General features: G+C 47.3%; 17 protein-coding genes. 12 read left to right on the forward strand and 5 right to left on the reverse strand.

What is annotated here, in order from left to right; all coding sequences use genetic code 11:
* The first annotated feature begins 220 nt into the window (after nt 1-220).
* The 4 genes from ABWH99_RS13450 (at nt 221) to ABWH99_RS13465 (ending at nt 3,299) form a co-directional block, all read left to right on the forward strand.
* On the forward strand, nt 221-700 hold the full coding sequence (locus tag ABWH99_RS13450; protein ID WP_375582370.1) for a DUF1456 family protein: 480 nt from the start codon (nt 221-223) through the stop codon (nt 698-700).
* A gap of 350 nt (nt 701-1,050) precedes the next feature.
* Nucleotides 1,051-2,076 carry a PfkB family carbohydrate kinase gene (locus ABWH99_RS13455; RefSeq protein WP_375582371.1) on the forward strand — a complete coding sequence of 342 codons (1,026 nt, stop codon included), beginning with the start codon at nt 1,051-1,053 and terminating at the stop codon, nt 2,074-2,076.
* Between the two features lie 11 nt (nt 2,077-2,087).
* Nucleotides 2,088-2,540 carry a YhcH/YjgK/YiaL family protein gene (locus tag ABWH99_RS13460; RefSeq protein ID WP_375582372.1) on the forward strand — a complete coding sequence of 151 codons (453 nt, stop codon included), beginning with the start codon at nt 2,088-2,090 and terminating at the stop codon, nt 2,538-2,540.
* A gap of 96 nt (nt 2,541-2,636) precedes the next feature.
* A complete protein-coding gene (locus ABWH99_RS13465) occupies nt 2,637-3,299 on the forward strand; it encodes a bifunctional 4-hydroxy-2-oxoglutarate aldolase/2-dehydro-3-deoxy-phosphogluconate aldolase (protein ID WP_375582373.1) in 663 nt (220 codons plus the stop codon).
* A 253-nt stretch (nt 3,300-3,552) separates the two neighbouring features.
* On the opposite strand, the gene ABWH99_RS13470 is transcribed toward ABWH99_RS13465, so the two are convergent.
* Nucleotides 3,553-3,999 carry a DUF4440 domain-containing protein gene (locus ABWH99_RS13470; RefSeq protein ID WP_375582374.1) on the reverse strand — a complete coding sequence of 149 codons (447 nt, stop codon included), beginning with the start codon at nt 3,997-3,999 and terminating at the stop codon, nt 3,553-3,555.
* A 194-nt stretch (nt 4,000-4,193) separates the two neighbouring features.
* Here ABWH99_RS13470 and ABWH99_RS13475 point away from each other — a divergent pair, with 194 nt between their 5' ends.
* Nucleotides 4,194-4,913, forward strand: coding sequence for a class I SAM-dependent methyltransferase (locus tag ABWH99_RS13475; protein WP_375582375.1), 720 nt, complete (start codon nt 4,194-4,196; stop codon nt 4,911-4,913).
* Between the two features lies 1 nt (nt 4,914).
* Here ABWH99_RS13475 and ABWH99_RS13480 read toward each other — a convergent pair whose 3' ends face one another.
* The 3 genes from ABWH99_RS13480 to ABWH99_RS13490 all read right to left on the reverse strand — a co-directional run bounded on the left by ABWH99_RS13480 (nt 4,915) and on the right by ABWH99_RS13490 (nt 6,387).
* Nucleotides 4,915-5,484, reverse strand: coding sequence for an acyl-CoA thioesterase (locus ABWH99_RS13480; RefSeq protein WP_375582376.1), 570 nt, complete (start codon nt 5,482-5,484; stop codon nt 4,915-4,917).
* A gap of 206 nt (nt 5,485-5,690) precedes the next feature.
* Nucleotides 5,691-6,071, reverse strand: a complete 381-nt coding sequence (locus ABWH99_RS13485; protein WP_375582377.1) for a hypothetical protein — start codon at nt 6,069-6,071, stop codon at nt 5,691-5,693.
* Nucleotides 6,072-6,210: 139 nt separating this feature from the next.
* Nucleotides 6,211-6,387: a hypothetical protein gene (locus tag ABWH99_RS13490; RefSeq protein WP_375582378.1), complete on the reverse strand. Its 177-nt coding sequence runs from the start codon at nt 6,385-6,387 to the stop codon at nt 6,211-6,213.
* 319 nt (nt 6,388-6,706) lie between these two features.
* Here ABWH99_RS13490 and ABWH99_RS13495 point away from each other — a divergent pair, with 319 nt between their 5' ends.
* From ABWH99_RS13495 to ABWH99_RS13525, 7 genes are all read left to right on the forward strand, one after another.
* Nucleotides 6,707-8,329, forward strand: a complete 1,623-nt coding sequence (locus tag ABWH99_RS13495) for an N-6 DNA methylase (RefSeq protein WP_375582379.1) — start codon at nt 6,707-6,709, stop codon at nt 8,327-8,329.
* Nucleotides 8,326-9,693, forward strand: coding sequence for a restriction endonuclease subunit S (locus ABWH99_RS13500; protein WP_375582380.1), 1,368 nt, complete (start codon nt 8,326-8,328; stop codon nt 9,691-9,693). Before ABWH99_RS13495 ends, ABWH99_RS13500 begins: the two co-directional genes overlap by 4 nt.
* Before the next feature lie 188 nt (nt 9,694-9,881).
* Nucleotides 9,882-10,211, forward strand: a complete 330-nt coding sequence (locus ABWH99_RS13505) for a multiprotein-bridging factor 1 family protein (protein ID WP_375582381.1) — start codon at nt 9,882-9,884, stop codon at nt 10,209-10,211.
* A 90-nt stretch (nt 10,212-10,301) separates the two neighbouring features.
* Nucleotides 10,302-13,523: a type I restriction endonuclease subunit R gene (locus ABWH99_RS13510; protein WP_375582382.1), complete on the forward strand. Its 3,222-nt coding sequence runs from the start codon at nt 10,302-10,304 to the stop codon at nt 13,521-13,523.
* Nucleotides 13,524-13,986: 463 nt separating this feature from the next.
* A complete protein-coding gene (locus tag ABWH99_RS13515) occupies nt 13,987-15,165 on the forward strand; it encodes a GDSL-type esterase/lipase family protein (protein ID WP_375582383.1) in 1,179 nt (392 codons plus the stop codon).
* Nucleotides 15,166-15,204: 39 nt separating this feature from the next.
* Nucleotides 15,205-16,452, forward strand: a complete 1,248-nt coding sequence (locus ABWH99_RS13520) for a PVC-type heme-binding CxxCH protein (protein ID WP_375586577.1) — start codon at nt 15,205-15,207, stop codon at nt 16,450-16,452.
* A gap of 1,402 nt (nt 16,453-17,854) precedes the next feature.
* Nucleotides 17,855-18,700 (forward strand): hypothetical protein, encoded by an 846-nt coding sequence (locus ABWH99_RS13525; protein WP_375586578.1) that lies wholly within the window; start codon nt 17,855-17,857, stop codon nt 18,698-18,700.
* A 19-nt stretch (nt 18,701-18,719) separates the two neighbouring features.
* On the opposite strand, the gene ABWH99_RS13530 is transcribed toward ABWH99_RS13525, so the two are convergent.
* Complete coding sequence (locus ABWH99_RS13530; RefSeq protein WP_375582384.1) at nt 18,720-19,898, reverse strand: alpha/beta hydrolase family protein; 1,179 nt, start codon at nt 19,896-19,898, stop codon at nt 18,720-18,722.
* Nucleotides 19,899-19,962 lie beyond the last annotated feature (64 nt).

A 19,962-nucleotide genomic window follows, 5' to 3' on the forward strand; every position in this document is an offset into this window, starting at 1 on the left:
TGCGGCCAACCTTTTTGCATCAAATACGGTGACCTTTCGCCACAGGCTCCAACTGTCAGTACCCTAGCCAATTAGCATGTCCATGCGATTGGGTTACTCAAAAAAACGGTTACTTTCCTTACAGCAATCGGTCCGTAGGAGCTGCCACGATCGCTCCCCCGGGCAATTAGCCTCCCTTCCATGCCCAACAAATTCAGCACTTTCCGTATCTTTGTGCTCCATGCAAAACAACGATATTCTACGAAGCCTGCGGTATACCTTTGATTTTGGAGACGATCAGATGATTCGAATCTTTGGATTAGGGGGCCTGGAAACCTCGCGTGCGGAAGTCAGTGACTGGTTGAAAAAAGACGATGACGAAGCTTTCAACCCCTTAGGCGACTTCAAATTAGCTGCCTTTTTGAATGGATTGATCATCTATAAAAGAGGTGCAAAGGAAGGAGCGGTTCCCCTGCCAGAAAATCGATTGACCAATAACCAAATCCTGCGAAAGTTAAAAATTGCGCTGGAACTATCAGACGAGAATCAGCTGGAGATCCTGGAATTGGCTGGGCGAACCATCAGCAAACACGAGTTAAGTGCGTTTTACCGGAAACCGGAACAGAAGCAATACCGACTTTGCAAAGACCAAATCCTACGAAATTTTCTTCAAGGGATGCGGCGCTATTACCGGGAAACAACCGATAATTCCGATAGTTGATCGCAAATGATTTTGTCAAACGAGGCAGGCGGATGCCTACACCTTCCGGAGACATTGGCAGCGCCAATCTTCGGCTCGTTGATTCGGCCTCCGGGTAGTCAAAATCCCACGGGCGGCCAAGCGACAAAGTGGCGTTTCTACGCATCGTTTTCGAGGATTTGTACCGATAATCGGTATCCCATTGATAGCGAATCAAATACTTTTGGGCCCACCCAATATATTTGGTTTTTAGAAAATAAAGCAGTAGTCTTGTCCTGAAAAGGGCATCTGTGGCATCAAAGCTTCCGAAATGGACCCTTTCGAATTTTTACCGTACTTGTTCAATTCACCATTAAACGCATAAACCAATCATGTCAAAAAAAGTTGTTACCCTAGGAGAAGTAATGCTTCGTCTCTCTACACCTGACTTCAAGCGTTTCGTGCAGTCAGACACTTTTGATATTACTTATGGAGGAGGGGAAGCCAATGTTGCCGGCGCGCTTTGCAATTATGGCCTGCAAGGGACTTTTGTAACCAAGGTTCCGGAGAATCCCATTGGTCAGTCTGCAATCAATCATTTGAGAAGATATGGGGTAGATACCCAGTTCATTGCCAGGGGCGGAAAACGTCTGGGCATTTATTTTTTGGAAACCGGTGCGTCCATGCGAGCTTCTCAGGTGGTCTACGACCGGGCCGATGCGTCCATAGCCGAAGCAGAAATTGCCGATTTTGATTTTGACAAAATTTTTGAAAATGCGGTGTGGTTTCATACCACCGGCATCACCCCTGCCCTTAGCGACAAAGCAGCGGCCCTGACCGAAGCCGCACTCAAGGCCGCCAAAGCTAAGGGGGTAACAACCAGTATTGACCTAAACTACCGCAAGAAACTTTGGAGCAAGGAAAAAGCCAAAGAAGTAATGACAAGACTTTGTCAGTACGTGGATGTTTGTATCGGGAATGAGGAAGATGCCGAAACCACTCTGGGATTCAAAAGCAAAGAAACCGACGTAACCAAAGGAGAACTCAATCTGGACGGGTACAAGGACGTCTTCAAGCAGATGAAAGAGAAATTTGGTTTTCAATACATTGCCTCTACCCTTCGTGAAAGTTACAGCGCTTCGGATAATGGCTGGAGTGCCCTGGTGTATGACGGCAACGAATTTTATCATTCCAAAAAGTACGATGTACGCATCGTCGATCGCGTTGGCGGCGGGGATTCCTTTGCCAGTGGCTTTATCTACGGTCTGGTAGAAAAAATGTCCATGAAAGACGCCTGTGAATTTGCAGTAGCGGCTTCTGCACTCAAGCATACCATTCCGGGTGACATGAACCACGCTACGTTGGCCGAAGTCAAGGTGCTGATGGGAGGCGATGCCAGCGGAAGGGTACAGCGTTAATACTAGAAACCATGATCCTTGATACCCTTGCCAATAGCAAAAAGTACCATGCCGTGCATCCCTTGTTTGCAAAGGCCTTTGACTACCTATCCAAACAAGACTTGTCTGCCCTGGCGGATGGAAAGTACGCGATAGACGGAGACAAGCTGATCGCCGCGGTTTTTACCAAACCGGCCAAAACGCCGGAAGAAGCGAATGAAAAATTCGAATGCCACGACCGGCACATCGACATTCAGGTGTGCATCAAAGGGAAGGAATCCATCGGCTGGAAGCCGCGGGAAACCTGTACCCAACCCAAAGGCAGCTATAATCCGGAAAAGGACGTGTCTTTTTATGCGGATGCACCGGAAATGTACTTTGGAATGGAACCGGGGCAGTTTGTCATTCTTTTCCCAGAAGATGTGCATTCGCCCATGATTGGCGAAGGGGAGATAAAGAAAATGGTGATTAAAGTATTGATTTAATAATAGTATTGAGTTAACGTCGGGTTAGTCAAGGCTACCCCTCATTCATTTTCTTCCCGATCATTCGCTGATACGGGAAGGCTTAACTTTACAACAATGAGCAAAAAAGAAACAATCTTACATAAGATTCCGGAACAAGCGCTGCTTCCTTTGTATTTTGACAAGGACGAAACGGTCAGTCTGGAAGTACTTAAGGCATTGTATGGCGCAGGTATTCGCATGGTGGAATACACCAACCGCGGAGAAGCAGCCCTATCCAATTTTAAAAAGATGGTGGCCTTGCGCGACAGCGAAATGAAGGACCTGTTGCTGGGTATCGGTACCATCAAAAACAAAGAAATGGCAGCTACCTACATCGAAGCGGGTGCGGATTTCATCATTTGCCCGGGTTTGGTTGAGGAAGTCGCCGAAGTGGCAGACGAAAACGACATGCTTTGGATTCCCGGATGCATGACACCTTCGGAAATCATCAAGGCTGAAAACATGGGAGCCAAAATGATTAAATTGTTTCCCGGTGACATGCTAGGTCCCGGCTTTATGAGCGCGATCAAATCACTTTTCCCCAACCTGCTTTTCATGCCCACCGGTGGTGTTTCCCTGGACCGGGAGAACATCCAATCATGGTTTGACGCCGGGGTATGTGCGGTAGGCATGGGTAGCAAACTGGTAAGCAAGCCTTTACTTCAAGCGAAGGACTACACCAAAATTCAGGAAATGACCAAGAAGGCGCTGGAAATCGTTAGCGAGATAAAGGGCTAACTGCTACATGCATCTCCCAATAATCTAACCAGCCGCGCCCAACAGCCTGGCTGGTTGTTTTTTATACTGCCTCATGCATTCGGGTTCGTGATCGGCCGTTCCGAATGGTAGAAGGGGTTTGCAATGCATGGAAATCAGCCATTTTGGAGATTGAGGCGTTTCCACGCCTAGGGGGAACCCGAAAAACGGAGCGAAGCGGCTGATTTTGAGGCCGTAAATGGCTGCGGTAGCAATTTCGATACCTATTTCGGGTTTAATTCCCGGAAGGTAACATGTTTCGGATTCCTGAAATCTTCCAATTTCCTTTGACCTTTACCGCAATAAAGGTGCTCCACATTTTTCTTTCCGTGCCATTTTCCTGCTTGATGACATACCGGGCGTCGGCCAGCGCACATCGCTCGTCCAAATACCGGACCCGCTCTACCTTCAACACCCGGTCGCCGGGATTTGCGCGGGAACTGCCCGACATCCCATCGATGGCCGCTGCTTTGCCATGCCGCCACTCTCCGGTGGAAACCAACTGATCCACATCCTCTGTCAATAGGCTGGCAAGGAGCACGGTGTCTACCCGATCCCTGGCATCGGCATACATGCCGACCAGGTCAATAATGGCCTTTCCGTCTTCGATGGTCTGTCCCCGAAGTCCGCTGGAAAAGAGCGCCGAAAGCAAAACGACGCAAATGATCGCTGGTTTGCTCATGATCCGTCTTTTAGGTTTTCCTAAAGATACTAAAATTTGGTGAAACCGGCGTACAACCCCCGGCCGGATCATCCGGTTGCCTCCTGCTGTTTGGTCAGGCAATGCAAAAACAGCGGTAGCTTTCTACACATTTTTCAGGGTACCGGAAACCCCACCGGCTGGAAACAAAGCACCGAAAATTTCGTTAACACAGCATGAATTCATTTCTACCTATCCGCGCTTTTGTCCTACTCCTACTAATTACTTCAGGAATACCTGCGTTCGGCCAGGAATTCAGCCCCTATAGCTATACTACCGCCAGTCGCGATGGTACAGGCAAATGGTACATGGGCCGGGAAATCTCACAAATCATGGGGTTTCACGGCATGGCCTGGCTGGAAAGACCCGAACGATCGGAAGAGGAAAACACGGATTTGGCCATTAAAAACCTTCCCCTGACTCCTACTTCCGTGGTAGCTGATATCGGAGCAGGCTCCGGTTTTTATACCTTCCGGATCGCCCAAAAAGTAACCGATGGAACCGTGTATGCCGTGGAAATTCAGGAAGAAGCGATCAATTATTTGCAAAAAAAAGCAGAAAATTTGGGTACAAAACAGGTGGTACCCCTCATGGGCTCGGAAAAATCCCCGAATTTACCCGAGGGAAGCCTGGACCTTATCTTGATGGTAGATGTGTACCACGAGTTGGCGTTTCCCCAGGAAATGCTGCAAAACATGCGCAAGGCCCTCAAGCCCACGGGCAAATTGGTACTGATTGAATACCGGGGCGAAGACCCTGCCGTAGCCATCAAGCCCCTACATAAAATGACAGTAAAGCAAGTGCGGAAAGAGTTGGCTGCGAACGGATTTACCCTGGAAAAAAACGGTCAATTTTTAAACATCCAGCATTTTCTGGTATTTGGGAAAGACCGGTAGGCTACTTGCGTAACTCAGGTGCCAATTCACAGCGCTGAGCGGCCAGCAAAGAGGAAATGGCTTCCTGATCCCAGGTCTGCTTGATGTTACGCAAAAGGTCGCCGTACTCTTTTTTATAGGTTTTTCGTTTGATGGCTTCTACAAATCTCCGGACATCCGTCCGGGTTTCGAGCAGCAAGGGCGGAACCGCTGTGGGCTTGTCGTCTTCCCCTTTTGCGACCATGGTAAAGTAGCAGGTATTCGTATGTTTTACGACACCCGTTTTGACATTTTCGGAAATCACCTTGATGCCAATGACCATGGAACTTGTGCCCACATGGTTTACAGACGCCTTCAAAGAAACCAACTCCCCTACTTCTACCGGTTGGAGAAAATCCACTGTATCCACCGAAACCGTAACACAATAGGCGCCCGAATGCTTGCTGGCAGCCGCATAGGCTACTTTGTCCATCAGTGAGAGCAATATGCCCCCGTGTATCTTTCCTCCAAAATTTGCATAAGAAGGAATCATTAATTCGGTCATGGTAACCCGGGAAAAATTAGCTGGCTTTGCAGGAAGGAGTGCATTCATTGAAGAGGATAGGTAGACATCAACATACATCGTAAAGGCCTTTAAAGATAGGTAAGATTTTTATAAATTATACAGAAGAAATGCATATCCCCATGCCGAAAGCAGAAGAACACGGTTTTGGGTATCACAACCATTCCTATACAGATTACCAGAAATAGGATCTGGATGAAACGGTAGAGCTGATCAAAGGCCGGATTTTTAAACGATCACCCGGACCCAACCGGCTGCATTAAAGATTTTCCGGATATCTTTTCAATGCTTTTTTCAATTACCTCAAAAACAAGCCCTATGAAACCCATGCTGCTCCATTTGATGTGGTTTTGCCCAAATAGTCCAAAACTAATGAAGCAATGTATGCGGTAGTCCAACTCGATCGTTATGTTAGTTGCGATCCACGTAAGCTGGACGATGCCGGATGTGTTGGCGCCCCGGATGTATTCGTAGACATACGTTCTCCTGGAACCAATCGAAAGGAACTGGCAAACAATTACGAAGTTTAGGAGGAATCTGGTGTCAAGGAATAGTGGATCATTCACCCCATTGAACAAACCGTATTGATTTATTCCCTGGTCGAGGGAAAATTTCATCCCTGCCGACTTTTATTTCCGGGCATATGGTAAGATCCAAGGGAATGAAGGGGTTTCAACTGAACCTCGAATCATTTTTTAAGGAAATGGACGGATGCACTCTCCGGTCCTATTTTTTAATCCGTCATTCATACCTATACTAACACTGATTCCCTTTTTCCTCCTCCTGTATATCGGCCTGATCGGCATATTGCAGGTAGCGGTTATTGCCAAGTCCTGGTTTGAGCAATCCGGGTTTATCCCAGGGAAATGTCCTTTCCAAAAGCACTTCTTCCATGGGCAGACGGGAAAGCGGGTCCGGTTGCTGCCTATCCAATCTAATCTTATTGAACAACGACAAATTTCGTCAAACTGAAAAAGGATGAAATCGGCAGGAGGGATTAAGAACAGTACTTGTCTATATACATGTAAATCTTCGATTTATATAAATATTTTGTTGGTTTTCCTTACTAAAATGGGTAGCCAACACCCCATCGAGAGACCCGCAAGGCATGCTACCTCCTCTTTTTTGACCAGGCAGTATGCGGCTGTTCCACAAATTGCAGGAATACCTACTCCCCGACCCTGTTTTTCTTGGTAAATTCAAATAATAAAACTAATTTTTGCAGGAATGATTTTTCACCTTTCCATCAACCATGACCCAATCAGACATAAAAAACCTGGAGAAAGAACTCTGGGATGCTGCCGATGACCTTAGAGGCAACTCCAAATTAACCGCAGCAGAATACAAAGATCCCCTTCTAGGCCTGGTGCTCCTTCGCTTTGCGCAGAACCGGTACGAGGACGCAAAGATCGAAGTGGAGAAAAACCTTCCCATCAATCCCCGGACAGGTGAAAAGCGGGAAGCTACCAAAACGGATTATGCAGCGGCAGGAGCTATTCTCCTTCCTGAAAAAGCCAAATACGACTATCTGGTGTCCCTTCCGGAAAGCGAAGACATCGCAGAGGCCATCAACAATGCCATGAAGCTGATCGAAGCAGAATACCCTGATCTGGCAGGTATTCTTCCCAAAAGCTATCAGGAGTTTGATGCCAAACTTTTGCGGGACTTGGTACGGGTGTTCAACTCCGATGCCGTCAAGCATGCCAAGGGTGATGTGTTCGGAAGGATTTATGAATTCTTCCTGATGAAGTTCTCCATGCAGGGAGCCGGTGCGCAGGAAGGCGGAGAATTCTTTACGCCTCCTTCCTTGGTGAACCTGATCATCAACTTTATCCAGCCCAATCATGGGATCATCCACGATCCTGCATGTGGTTCAGGCGGCATGTTTGTCCAGACGGCACACTTTATCCAAAGCCATGACGGAAATAAATCAGTGAATGAAGCTATCACGGTCTATGGTACCGAGCTAAAAAGCAACAACGCCAAGCTGGCCAAGATGAACCTGGCGATTCATGGAATCGAAGGCAAGATCATGGAAAGCAATAGCTTTTACACCAATCCTTTTAACCTAACCGGAAAGTGTGACTTCGTGATGGCTAATCCCCCTTTCAACGTGGACAAGGTGGATGCCAAAAACAAATTCCTAACCGAAGACGATCGCTTGCCTTTCGGGGCTCCACTGACGGGAAAAGGCACTATCGGCAATGGAAACTACCTCTGGATGCAGTATTTCTACTCCTACCTGAACGAAACAGGAAGAGCAGGCTTTGTCATGGCTTCCTCGGCTACGGATGCAGGAAATGCCGAAAAGCTAATTCGGCAAAAGCTGATAGAAACAGGTGCGGTGGAATGCATCGTGTCCGTCGGAAACAACTTCTTCTATACCCGAAGCCTACCTTGCCACCTCTGGTTCTACAACAAGGGCAAAAAGCCCGAAAACAAGAACAAAATCCTGATGATCGATGCACGGAATGTGTATCGCAAGGTTAGTACCACCATCAACGACTTTACTGAAGAACATCTCGAAGGCCTGACAGCCTTAATCAATGCCTTCCGAGGCGATGAATCACTCCTAGGTACGTCATTGCGATCCCGACAAGGTCGGGAGAAGCAATCTCACAACAATAAATGGTTACAAGAACACTTCCCTGAGGGCAAATATCAAGACGTGGAGGGCTTATGCAAGATCGTCACGCTGGATGAGGTGATCGAGCAGGATTATAGCCTCACTCCAGGACGCTATGTGGGCGTAAGTATTGAACTGGATATGGACTTTGACTACCAAAGTCGGATCAAGGAAATCCATGCTGAACTTGGTCAACTGAATGAAGAAGCAAATAATCTAATGTTTCAAATCCAGTCTTTATCGCTATGATACTAAAACTGGAAGACCATTGTGAATTTATAAACGGAGGTAGTTGGACGGCCGATGAATATTCGTCATCAGGATACCCAGTCCTGAAAGTATCTAATTTTGATAAGGATTCTATTTCATTCGATGACCTGAGTTACTTACAAAAGGAGAGTTACCCTAAATATCAAAGAAACAGGCTTAATCTATTTGATATTGTTATTGCTACCGTTGGTTCGCACCCTTCTCTGGTCAATTCAGCAGCAGGTAGAGTCATCACCATACCCAAAAGTGCTGAGGGTCTTTTGTTAAATCAGAATGCTGTTTGCTTAAGAACGAAAGATCAAGGTGTAATAGACCAGCGGTATTTAGGCTACTTATGTAAATCACAAGTCTTCCAACATTTTATACAACAAAGAGGAAAGGGTGCTGCTAATCAAATGAGAATCCCCATAGGTGGAATCAAAAGTTTTGAATTTGATTTTCCTGTGGTTGAAAATCAACGCAAAATAGCAGCCACCCTATCGGCTTATGATGACCTGATCGAGAACAACCTGAAGCGTATCAAGCTACTGGAAGAAAAAGCCCAACTCACCTACGAGGAGTGGTTTGTCCGTATGAAATTCCCTGGACATGAAAGCACTCCGATCAATGAGGAAACAGGATTGCCTGAGGGGTGGGAGAAGAAAAAAATTGGAGAAATAACTAAAACATCATCGGGTGGAACTCCAAGCAGAAAAAAAGAGACGGAATATTATGAAAATGGCACTATACCTTGGGTCAGAACAGGTGAACTGAAAGAGTTTATTTTAACAGATGCTGAGTACAAAATAACCGAGATTGGATTAAAAAACTCCTCCGCCAAAGTATTTCCCAAAGACACAGTTCTTTTAGCTATGTATGGCAATACGATTGGCGAAACATCTTTTGTAACTAAGGAGGTCAGTACAAATCAAGCCTGTTGTGCTTTTCTTGTAGGGGATAAATCATATTTATCATACTTCTTACACCAATACCTGCTCTATAATAAGAATTACATCCTCAACTATCGTATGGGAGCAGCGCAGGAGAACATAAGTCAGACAATTATTCAGAACATTAAAATTATTCTACCATCCAAGGATTTGTTGAAATTATTTGCGGGAGAATGTTCAAAGCTTTACAAATCAATAGAAACGCTAATATATCAAAACCAACTCCTTAAAGAGGCCCGAGACATCCTTCTCCCCCGCTTGATGACCGGGATGATCGATCCCGATAAAATATCGGGACAAGTTGTGGATGCCTTGGATTTGAGTGCCTTTGAAAATGGAGATGCGGATGGGATGCTGATGGCGGCAGAACCGGGAAGAAGCTATTCTAGTAAAAATAGAACAGATGAAGAATAGCATCTAAATTCACTTAAAAGTGAATCAAATTTGCAAATTAACTTATAAGTGAATATGTTTAGTTATGAAATGTGTGCTAATTAAGACTTGGTAGGTAAGCTGTAATTACTTAAACAGGAACGATCTAATATAGCTCAATAAAACCAAGAGGAGATTGGATAATTTCAGGGAAGAAGATAGAAACTACTATGAGAAGCAAGACCGCACAAAAACTATTCGAGAGTACCTCTAACGAAACAAGGGAATTTGTTTCCCTATACTCAGCTATTGTAGTTCGCATCAATGAATTGATTGCCGAAAAAGGCTACACACAAAAGCAACTCGCCGAAAGTATTGGGAAAAAACCCTCCGAAATCAGCAAATGGCTGAACGGCGAACATAATTTTACCCTTCGCTCGATAGCTAAACTACAGGCACAATTGGGTGAAACAATTATTTGTGTTCCAAAGAACGCTGGGTTAGGTCATTCCGACCAAGAATCAAAGAGAGGTTTTGCAGAGGAACAACATCAGGACTGACGCTTTCTTGGTCAAGCCTATCATCTGTACAGGACTTGTACATAAACATTCGAGATATGATTAATTCATGGGCAAAATAATTTTTTACAAATGAGCTACGAATACTCGGAAGACGGACTGATCGAAGAAGCTACCCAGCAAGTATTGGAAGAACTGGGATGGGAAGTCTTGACCGCATGGAAAAAGGAAAAATTTGGGGAAGATGGGCTATTGGGGAGAGATAATAAATCAGAAGTAATCCTCACCCGCCATCTTGAAAAGGCCCTACAAAGACTAAATCCAGAGCTCCCCTCCACAGCTTACGAACAAGCAGTCACTGAGATCAGCCAAAAAATAGCCGATCAGTCCTTGGGTAAAATCAATAAGGGAAAATACGATTTGTTAAAAAATGGAGTCCCTGTAAGCTTTACCAATGACAAAGGAGAGTTAGTGAAAAAGAGGCTCAAAGTATTTGATTTTAATGACTACCAAGCCAATCATTTTTTGGCAATACGTCAGTTTGAAGTACTTGGAGAGCTATACCTAAGACGGCCCGATGTGATCTGTTTTGTCAACGGGATTCCTCTAGTATTCATGGAGTTGAAAGCACATCATACAGACCTTCAAAATGCTTATAACGATAATCTGAAGGATTACAAGGATACCATACCTCATGTTTTCAACTGCAACGCCTTTATTATCCTTAGCAATGGAACAGACGCCAAGGTTGGAACAGTAACGAGTCCATACAAATACTTTTTGGATTGGAAACGAATTCACGAGGATCAGGAAGGGATTGTCAGTTTGGACACCATGCTGCGTGGCACCTGTGAACCCAACCGCTTGATGGATATTTTTGAAAACTTCTTGTTCTTCGATGATTCAAAGGGTGATGTCATGAAACTGATGGCTAAAAACCACCAGTATATCGGGGTAAACGAAGTCATTGATAATGTCAAGAATATTGATAACCTAAACGGCAAACTTGGAGTGTATTGGCACACGCAGGGTAGTGGAAAATCCTATTCCATGGTCTTTCTATGCGAAAAGATTCACCGGAAGCTTGGTGGCTCTTATACTTTCTTGATTGCAGTTGATAGGCAGGAGTTGGAAAATCAGCTATATGACACCTTCTCCGGCGTGGGAGTAGTCAACGATAAATCCATCGTTGCAGGAAATAAAGCAGGTTTGACTGGTCGGGAGCACCTTCGAGAATTATTGGCCCAAAACCATAAATACGTTTTTAGCCTGATCCATAAATTCTCCATTGATTCCGAAAAGGAAAGCGAATATCCCTTGATTACCGACAGGAAAAACATCATTGTGATTTCCGATGAAGCTCACCGAACGCAAGGAGGAACCTATGCAAGAAACATGCGATTCCATGGCTTACCGAATGCCTCCTTTCTGGGCTTTACAGGGACGCCAATCATAAAAGATGAAGAAGAGCTTACCAAAAATATATTTGGTGAATACGTGTCAGTATATGACTTCAAGAGAGCGATAGAAGATGAAGCTACCCTACCCTTGAAATACATCAACCGAGGAGAAAAGCTGAACATCGAAAATCCACAGTTGGATGAGCAAATGGCAGAAATCCTGGAGGATGAAAACCTGGATGATGACCAGAAGCGGAAGCTCACCTACCTATTTCAGAAAAACTATCCCATCCTTACCGCAGCGCCCAGGCTGGATGCCATCGCCAAGGATTTGGTCTGGCATTTCAATGAGCGAGGGTATCAGGGTAAGGCTATGTTTGTGGCACTTGATAAGCCCACAGCAGTACGAATGCATCAATTGGTCATGAAATATTGGCCTGAGTATTTGGCTGAACTAGAAGCAAAAATCCATGAAACTACCGATCCACAAGAAGCACAGGAGCTTCAAAGGAAATACGAAAAGGTCAAATCGACCGAAGTATGTGTGATAGTCAGCAGCGAGCAGAATGAAGTAGATAAATTCCGAAAGATGGATCTGGATATTGAAACCCATCGCCGGAAAATGGTCGAACGAAATCTAGAGAAGGAATTTAAAGATCCTGACAATCCATTCCGACTAGCCATTGTTTGCGCCATGTGGATTACAGGATTTGATGCACAATGCGTCTCCACAGTCTACCTAGATAAACCGATAAAGGGTCATACCCTAATGCAGACAATCGCTCGTGCAAACCGTGTGTATGACGACATGAAAGAGAACGGGTTGATTGTAGACTATGGTAATGTCTACGAGCAATTGGAAAAAGCCTATTCCATTTATGGGGAAGGAAGTAAGGGCGGCGGAGCTGATGGAGGTAATGGTTCTAAGGGTCCAAGCAAACCGATTGAGGAATTGGAAAGCCTTGCAGACGAACTGAAGGAGGCAATCAAGAAGGTGGAAAAATATCTGCAATCGCTGAATTTCAATCTTTCAGACCTAGTCGATGCCCAACCCATGCAGAAGCTTGGAAAGATCAAGGAAGCCGGAGACTGTGTGAACTTGAATGAGACTACCCGGACTACTTTTGAAATGATGGCTAGGAATGTATTTCGAAAGTTTAAGGCCCTCTATCCGGAAGAACAGGTAAAACCGTACGCAAAAAAACAATACGCCATTGAGGCTATTTATGGCCATTTAAACCAAAAGACCAAGAGTTCCGATGTGATCGAAATCATGATGCAGCTTCAGGAAGTGGTGAGTGGAAGCATTTTATTGGAGGATGCAGTTACGGCCCCGGAAGAAGAAGTGTATGTGGATCTCAGCAAGTTGGATTTTGACAAACTCAAGGCCGCATTTGAAAAGGCACCGCGCAAAAACACCATTGCCTATGACCTCCAACAGGCCATTGAAAAGAAGCTGGATCAAATGCTGAAGGAAAATCCATTGCGGCTTGAGTTTTTCAAACGCTACAAGGAGATCATTGACGAATACAACAACGGCAAGTCACTGGAAAATACGGTCAGCGCCTTCAACAAGCTTTCAGACTTCCTTGCATCGCTATCCGAAGAAGAACAACGGGCTGTTCGTGAAAATCTTGAAGATCAAGAGACCTTAGCTATTTTCGATCTTCTTCGGGAAGGCAAAGAACTTGGGTCCAAAGAAAAGAAGGAGGTTAAAAAGGTCGCCAGGCAAACCCTTGAGAAGCTAAAAGCAGAAAAGCTGAAGATTGATCGATGGCGTGAAAGCCGGCAAATCACGGCCCAGGTAAAGGGAATGATTTATGACAACCTGCTCTGGCTACCACAGGAAGTGTATTCCGATGAAGAGGTTAGCCTAAAGACCGTTAGTGTGTACCAGCATATTTACAGCAATTATTTTGGTGGAGGAAGAAGTGTGTATCAGCGAAATAGTTGAGGAGAAAAAAGCCACTACAATGGATGGTAAACCAAGCAATGTCTATTTGACGTATTTCTCAATTTGATTGGTAAGGATGTATTTTTGAAACCAGAAAAAAGGGGGTAGAAAAAATTCGAGAAAGGGATTAAAAACGCGCCCGAAGCCCTGTTGAATGGTTTCAGCAGCGACACCTTACATGGAAACCATTCAATCACACGATAGGTGGAGAAAAAACCGGCCTATCCTATTATACGGATAGGAATAGTAAAACGTGTTCGTGCAAACCTGTCAGGTTTCATCTGTCAACGTTTTATAGTGATAGGATACTGACCAAAACCTAGCGGGTTTTCGAATTTAAACCAATTGGCTTGAAAAATGAACCAGCAATGGAATAAATGGAAATTTCCAATTGAAAACGATGCTTCCTTTTTATATTGTCAATCGAATTCAGTGGCATATGCCCAAGACCTTATTTAAACCCATGTACCGAATTACTGCTTTTCTGTTTTTGCTGGTAGCTTGCTGTTCCGTAGGATTTTCTCAACCAGCCTTTAATCCCAAAGATGGGGACCGGATCGTCTATGTAGGGAATGCCCTGATGGAGAACGAACAGCAGTATGGATTTCTGGAGTACCTGATTACAAGCAATCACCCGGAAAAGCAGCTCTCTTTTCGAAACCTCGGCTGGTCCGGGGATACGGTTTTCGGTGATGCCAGAAGTTATTATACCAGTCCTCCGGGCCCCTTTGAATTACTTATCCAACAAATACGCGCCGTACAACCGCAGTGGGTTTTTCTGGCCTATGGGGGTATCGAAGCGCAATCCGGAAAAGCGGGACTCCCCTCCTTTGCCGAGGGATTGCAACGCTTACTAGACTCGCTGAACCGGATGCAGGCAAAGGTACTAGTGCTTTCTACCCTACCCCAGCCTGTGACGGGTAGCGAAAACGAGGCGCAGGAACGGAACAACCTGCTGCGCCTGTACAATCAGCAAATGGCGCAATACGAGGACGGGGAGCAGGTGTTTTTTGTGGATATTTTTGATGCCTTTGACGGAACCGAATCAAACGCCTACTGGGAAAGTAACGGCGTCCATCTCAATGAAAAGGGATACCTCAAGCTTGCCCATACCGTCCTTGCTTCCATTCTTGGCCCCGATCTGGAAAACAAACTGGCACTGGATATTTCTGACAACGCGCTCCTTAGCGGAGATGCTATAAGCGGACTGAAATCGGATCGAAAAGCCGGAACGGTTTCATTTACCCGAGTTTCCCACCGAATGCGCCTGCCGGGAGACAATAGCGAGGTAACGGTGAAGGGACTGGCAAAAGGAATGTATGCGTTGACCGTTGACGAGGAATTGGTAGCTGTAGGCAGCCACAAGCAGTTCGCTGCTGGCCTCGCCCTGGAACAAGGACCCGATATTGTTCAGGGCCGCGAGCTATTGGAACTGATCCGGGAAAAAGATCGGGTCTATTTTCAACAATACCGCCCGCAAAATCGCACCTATATCATTGGATTCAGGCAGTACGAACAAGGCAGGCATAAAGAGGGGCTGGAAGCGCTCGATACACTGGTCTTTTGGCTAGAGGAAAAGATAAACCTGGCGAAGAAACCCGTACGTAGGCAGTACCGCATTCAACCGGTAGCCAGCAACTAAAATGAATTAATTAACAAAACCCTATCACTGATTGTGGAAATGACCCATCAACAGACGATCCCATCCAGCCTATTTTTGTTACGCAGCAGTACACTGGCGCTTTTAGCCCTTTTGTATACCGCTCAGCTAAGGGGGCAAAATGCCTTGCGAGACATCCCGGATCCGGACCCGGAGGTGCAACTGCGCATGTTTCAGGTCGCCGATGGATTTGAGGTAAACCTGTTTGCTTCGGACCCAATGGTAGTGAAGCCCATCCAGATGAACTGGGATCAGGAGGGCAGATTGTGGGTGGTAAGCAGCACCGTGTATCCCCACCTCAAGCCGGGAGAACTCGCCAACGATAAAATCCTCGTCCTGGAGGATACCGATGGGGATGGAACAGCCGATTCGTCCACCGTTTTCGCAGAAGGGTTGATCACCCCGACCGGGATTCTTCCCGGTGACGGCGGGGTTTACGTAGCCAATTCCACGGAAGTTCTCCACTTAAAAGACACCGACGGCGACGGAAAAGCAGACAAACGGGAGACCATACTGACGGGTTTCGGGACAGGAGATACCCACCACTTGATCCATACGTTTCGCTGGGGCCCAGACGGATTATTGTATTTCAATCAGTCTATCTACATTTACAGCCATGTGGAAACCCCCTGGGGAGTACGCCGGTTGGAGGGTGGAGGTGTTTGGCAGTACAATCCCAAAACCAAACAACTGGAAGTCTTTGCCCGGGGCCTGATTAACCCCTGGGGCCTGCAATTTGATCGCTGGGGCACGGCCTTGCTGACGGACGGTGCCGGAACCGAAGGAATCAACCATGCCTTCCAGGGAGCAACCTTTGTAGCGGCACCCGGTGCTGACCGGGTATTAAGAGGGTTGAACCCCGGTCAACCCAAACATAGCGGGTTGGATGTGGTTTCTGGCTCTCACCTCCCGAAAGAATGGCAGGGAAGCCTGGTTACCAATGACTTTCGAGCCAATCGCATCAATCGGTTTGCATTGGAAACGCAGGGAAGCGGCTTTATATCGCGGCAAGCGGAAGACATTCTTTGGACGGATCACATTGGCTTTCGCCCGGTTGATATCCTGGTCGGCCCGGACGGTGCCCTGTACGTGGCCGATTGGTACAATCCCATTATCCAACACGGAGAGGTGGATTTTCATGATCCTGCGAAGGGATCAGCAGCACGGGAGAATATGGAGAATCACCAAAAAAGGCAGTCCCCTGGTAGCCAAACCCGACCTGCTCCAACGAGGTATCCCGGAATTAGTCGAAAGTCTGCAAGCGAATGAAAACTGGACCCGACTGCAGGCAAAGCTGCTGCTTCGTTCTAAGCCTTTGGCCGAGGTAATCCCGGTACTGGAAAATTGGCTGCTCACGCGTAACCCCAATGAGGATGACTACGAACACCAACTCCTGGAGGGCCTATGGCTCTACCAAACCCTTGGACAGGTGTCGGTTCCTCTTTTGGAAAAAGTATTGCAAGCAGTTGACCCGCGTGCCCGCGCAGCCGCACTTCGGGTAGCTACACACTGGAGAAACGAATTACCCGAATACCAGGAATACCTGCAGCGGGCCGTAGGCGATTCGGACCCACGGGTGCGGTTGGCAGCCGTGGTAAGTTTACAGAACGAAACGGATGCAGCCGCAGCGGGACTGGCCTTGACCACCTTGGAACAAGAGCTGGACACCAACCTGGAGTTTGCGCTGTATACCACGGTCAAAGCCCTGCGTTCTGCCTGGCTTCCTAAGCTGCTTGCAGACCCGGGCTATTTTGGGGATACGGCCAAAACTATTTTTGCGCTGCAGACAGCCACCGATCCCGAGGCGATCGAGCTTCTTGGACGCATGTATGCAAGGGACCAATTGCCAGATACGTTTCGGCCTCAGGTAATTCAGACCCTGGGCAGGTACGGTTCCGGCAAGGAACTGGCCATTTTGTTTGAGCGAAGCCTGCAGGCGGATCGAGCTGCCGATCAACGTGGAATGGAACTGGATGCGTTGATTCAGGCTGCCAGAGACCGCGGGCTTCGTCCTGAAAATCGGACGCAGGGGCTTGTTTCTTTATTGGAATCGGGGGAGGAAGTATTGGTAACCAAGGCCCTTCGCCTGGCAGGATCCTGGAAAAGTACATCCTACGAGAAAAATATCGTGGAGTTGATCCATCGAGGAAATCTACCCGTCAAAATTGCAGGCATGCAAGCGCTGGCCCAAATGGAAGACAATGCCAGCATTCAGCTATTGAACGAATTCGCTCAAAATGCATCCAACCTGGAAATTCAGTTACTTGCGTTGGGGCAACTGGCAGTCAGCAGGCCGGGTGACGCGATTCCATTGGCGATGGATGCCTGGAAGCGAGGCATTCCCGAAGAGGCTGCCGGCCAATTGTTTGGCGCATTTATGCGAACCGATACGGGCACACAGGTACTCACCGAAAACCTGATTGGCTCCACCATTCCGGAAAATATGGCCATACAGGGTAGAAAAGTCATGCAACGCTACGTCCCCTGGTACCGCAGAAACAGTGCCCAGGTGAAAGACTTACAAGCCGCGTTCGAAAAATCCGGTGGGGTATTGCCTCCAGAGCGCATGCCCCAGCGATTGGACGAAAACCAGGTATATGCATTGGCTCAGGAAGTAAAGATCAAGGCGGATCCGGTTATTGGCGAAAGCATCTACCGAAGAAAGTCACTGATGTGTCAGAATTGCCACGCGCTTGGGGGTGCTGGGGGGAGATTAGGGCCCGATCTAAGTTCGCTGGGGACCAGTTCTCCTATCGATAATATCATTCAATCCCTTTTGGACCCCTCTGAGTCGGTTAAGGAAGGCTATGAACTACAAAAGGTAACAAAGACGGATGGTAGTATTTTTATGGGCTACCTGGTAGGTGATGGAACGGATGAATTGCTCATGCGGGACATGTCGGGGCAGGAAACATCGTTGCCCAAGAATCAGGTGGCCAATCGGGAAAATGTACCCGGGTCCCTAATGCCTCCGGGTCTTACGGCAAGTTTGGAGCGGGAAGAGTTTATTGACCTGGTTGGCTACCTGTCCAAATTGGGAAGTTCCGGAGATTTTCGTGTTACCAATGAAAAATTTGTTCGCACCTGGTATGCCAGCACGGATACGGATGCCGTGCGTTCCCTCCTCTCCGGGGCTGTTGCTTCCGAGGCCATTGCACCCATTGAAAAAGGCCGTATGCCCCTCTATAGTAGGGTTGCAGGAGGCCTCCCGCTCGAAGAAATTCCGGTATTGAAGGATGTGGATGACAGGGAATACGGACTGCTAACGTTTGAGGTGGAAGTCCTGGGCAGCGGTACCCTGACACTTGGTTTCAATAGCATCAAGGCACTACGTGTATGGGTAGGAACTGAAGAGCTGTCGTTGACTTCAACCGAGGCCAGCACGATGGTGGACCCGGGCAAGCACCGGGTGCAGGTTGTCCTGGATTTGGGATCTGCAGATCAGGAATTCCTTCGGATACAGGTACTTGAAGACGGGAAACAGTCCTCGCAAAACCGCTTGGTTACAGAAAACTGAGCGTAGTCTCTTGCCGATTTTAAGGTGCTGAATGCCTCATCTCCAAGCCAATGGAAGTTCTGGGCATATAACCAGTCCAGGTCTCGTCCAGCGAGTTTACTGGCAAATCCAAGAATTTTCCGTACTCCATTCCTTTCAGGTAGATACCGAGAAAGGCAGTGACAAAGTGCTGATTGATATTATTGATTCGTCGCTCGTCCCAGACAGGTTCGCTGTAGTGCATGTAATCCGCCGGTTCCAGGTAGGGAGATACCGGTGGATTCGGCGCCACGTTATGGCGGGCATTTAAGTAGGTCAGTAGGTATCTTTCTGCATTCAAGGCTCCTTCGTAAATGGCTTTAACACCATCTTCGTATCCCGATATGTCGTCTTCGCTTCCGGCGATGAAAAACGTCGGTATACGCAGGTTTTTCAGTCCCTCGCTATCCCATGCGCCACGCTGCATTCCCCATGGAGCAAACGCGACAATAGCCTTTACCCGGGGATCAACAGTACCTGAATAGCTGGGATCGGAAAGGCTACGCGTAGCAAGCAGTTGACTTCCAGCCGTCATTTGTGAAAATGCACCCACAAAACCAGGAGCGAATCCCGCCCCTGCAGCATTCAATACCCCGTATCCTCCCATCGAATAGCCCAGTAGGGCAGTCCGGGATACGTCCACCATTCCGGATAAAAAGTGACCTTCTCCTGATCGATTGAACCGATCCATCTCGTTAAGTACAAACAAATCATCCAGAGGCCGGTGGTAGAGCGTACTGGTAAACTTGCCCGGATTCTCGTGGGTAGACTCGGTATGGTCAATGGCAACGACCAGGTAGCCTTTGGATGCAAGGTTTTCGGTCAGGTAGGTCATTAACACACGGGATCCCAGGTACCCATGGGAAACGATAACCAATGGGTAGGGACCTTCGCTGGTATTCGGGGCGACATTCCTCGCTGCTCTTCCCGGAAAGGTAAAGGGCGTTAGCGGCCGGTCGGGATCCGAGGCGGAACCCAAAAAATCGCTGTATTCCGCCGTTGTACCAGTTATTTTTTCCTGCGCGGGGTACCACACTTCTACGCGCAAGGGCCGGTCGTAAACGGGCATTTCCACCCCGCTGCCCTTTTGGATATCCGGCTGATTCGCATGGACTAATTCCAGGGTGCGTACACCCACACGAAAAGCGCCGGGACGGGCAAGCTCCGGTGCGTCGGGCAAGGGATCTCCGAAAACAAACGGATCGGTCTGAGAATAAACCGGATGAATAATTGAAAGGAAGCAG

Source organism: Cyclobacterium xiamenense, assembly GCF_042140265.1.
GTDB lineage: Bacteria > Bacteroidota > Bacteroidia > Cytophagales > Cyclobacteriaceae > Cyclobacterium > Cyclobacterium xiamenense_A.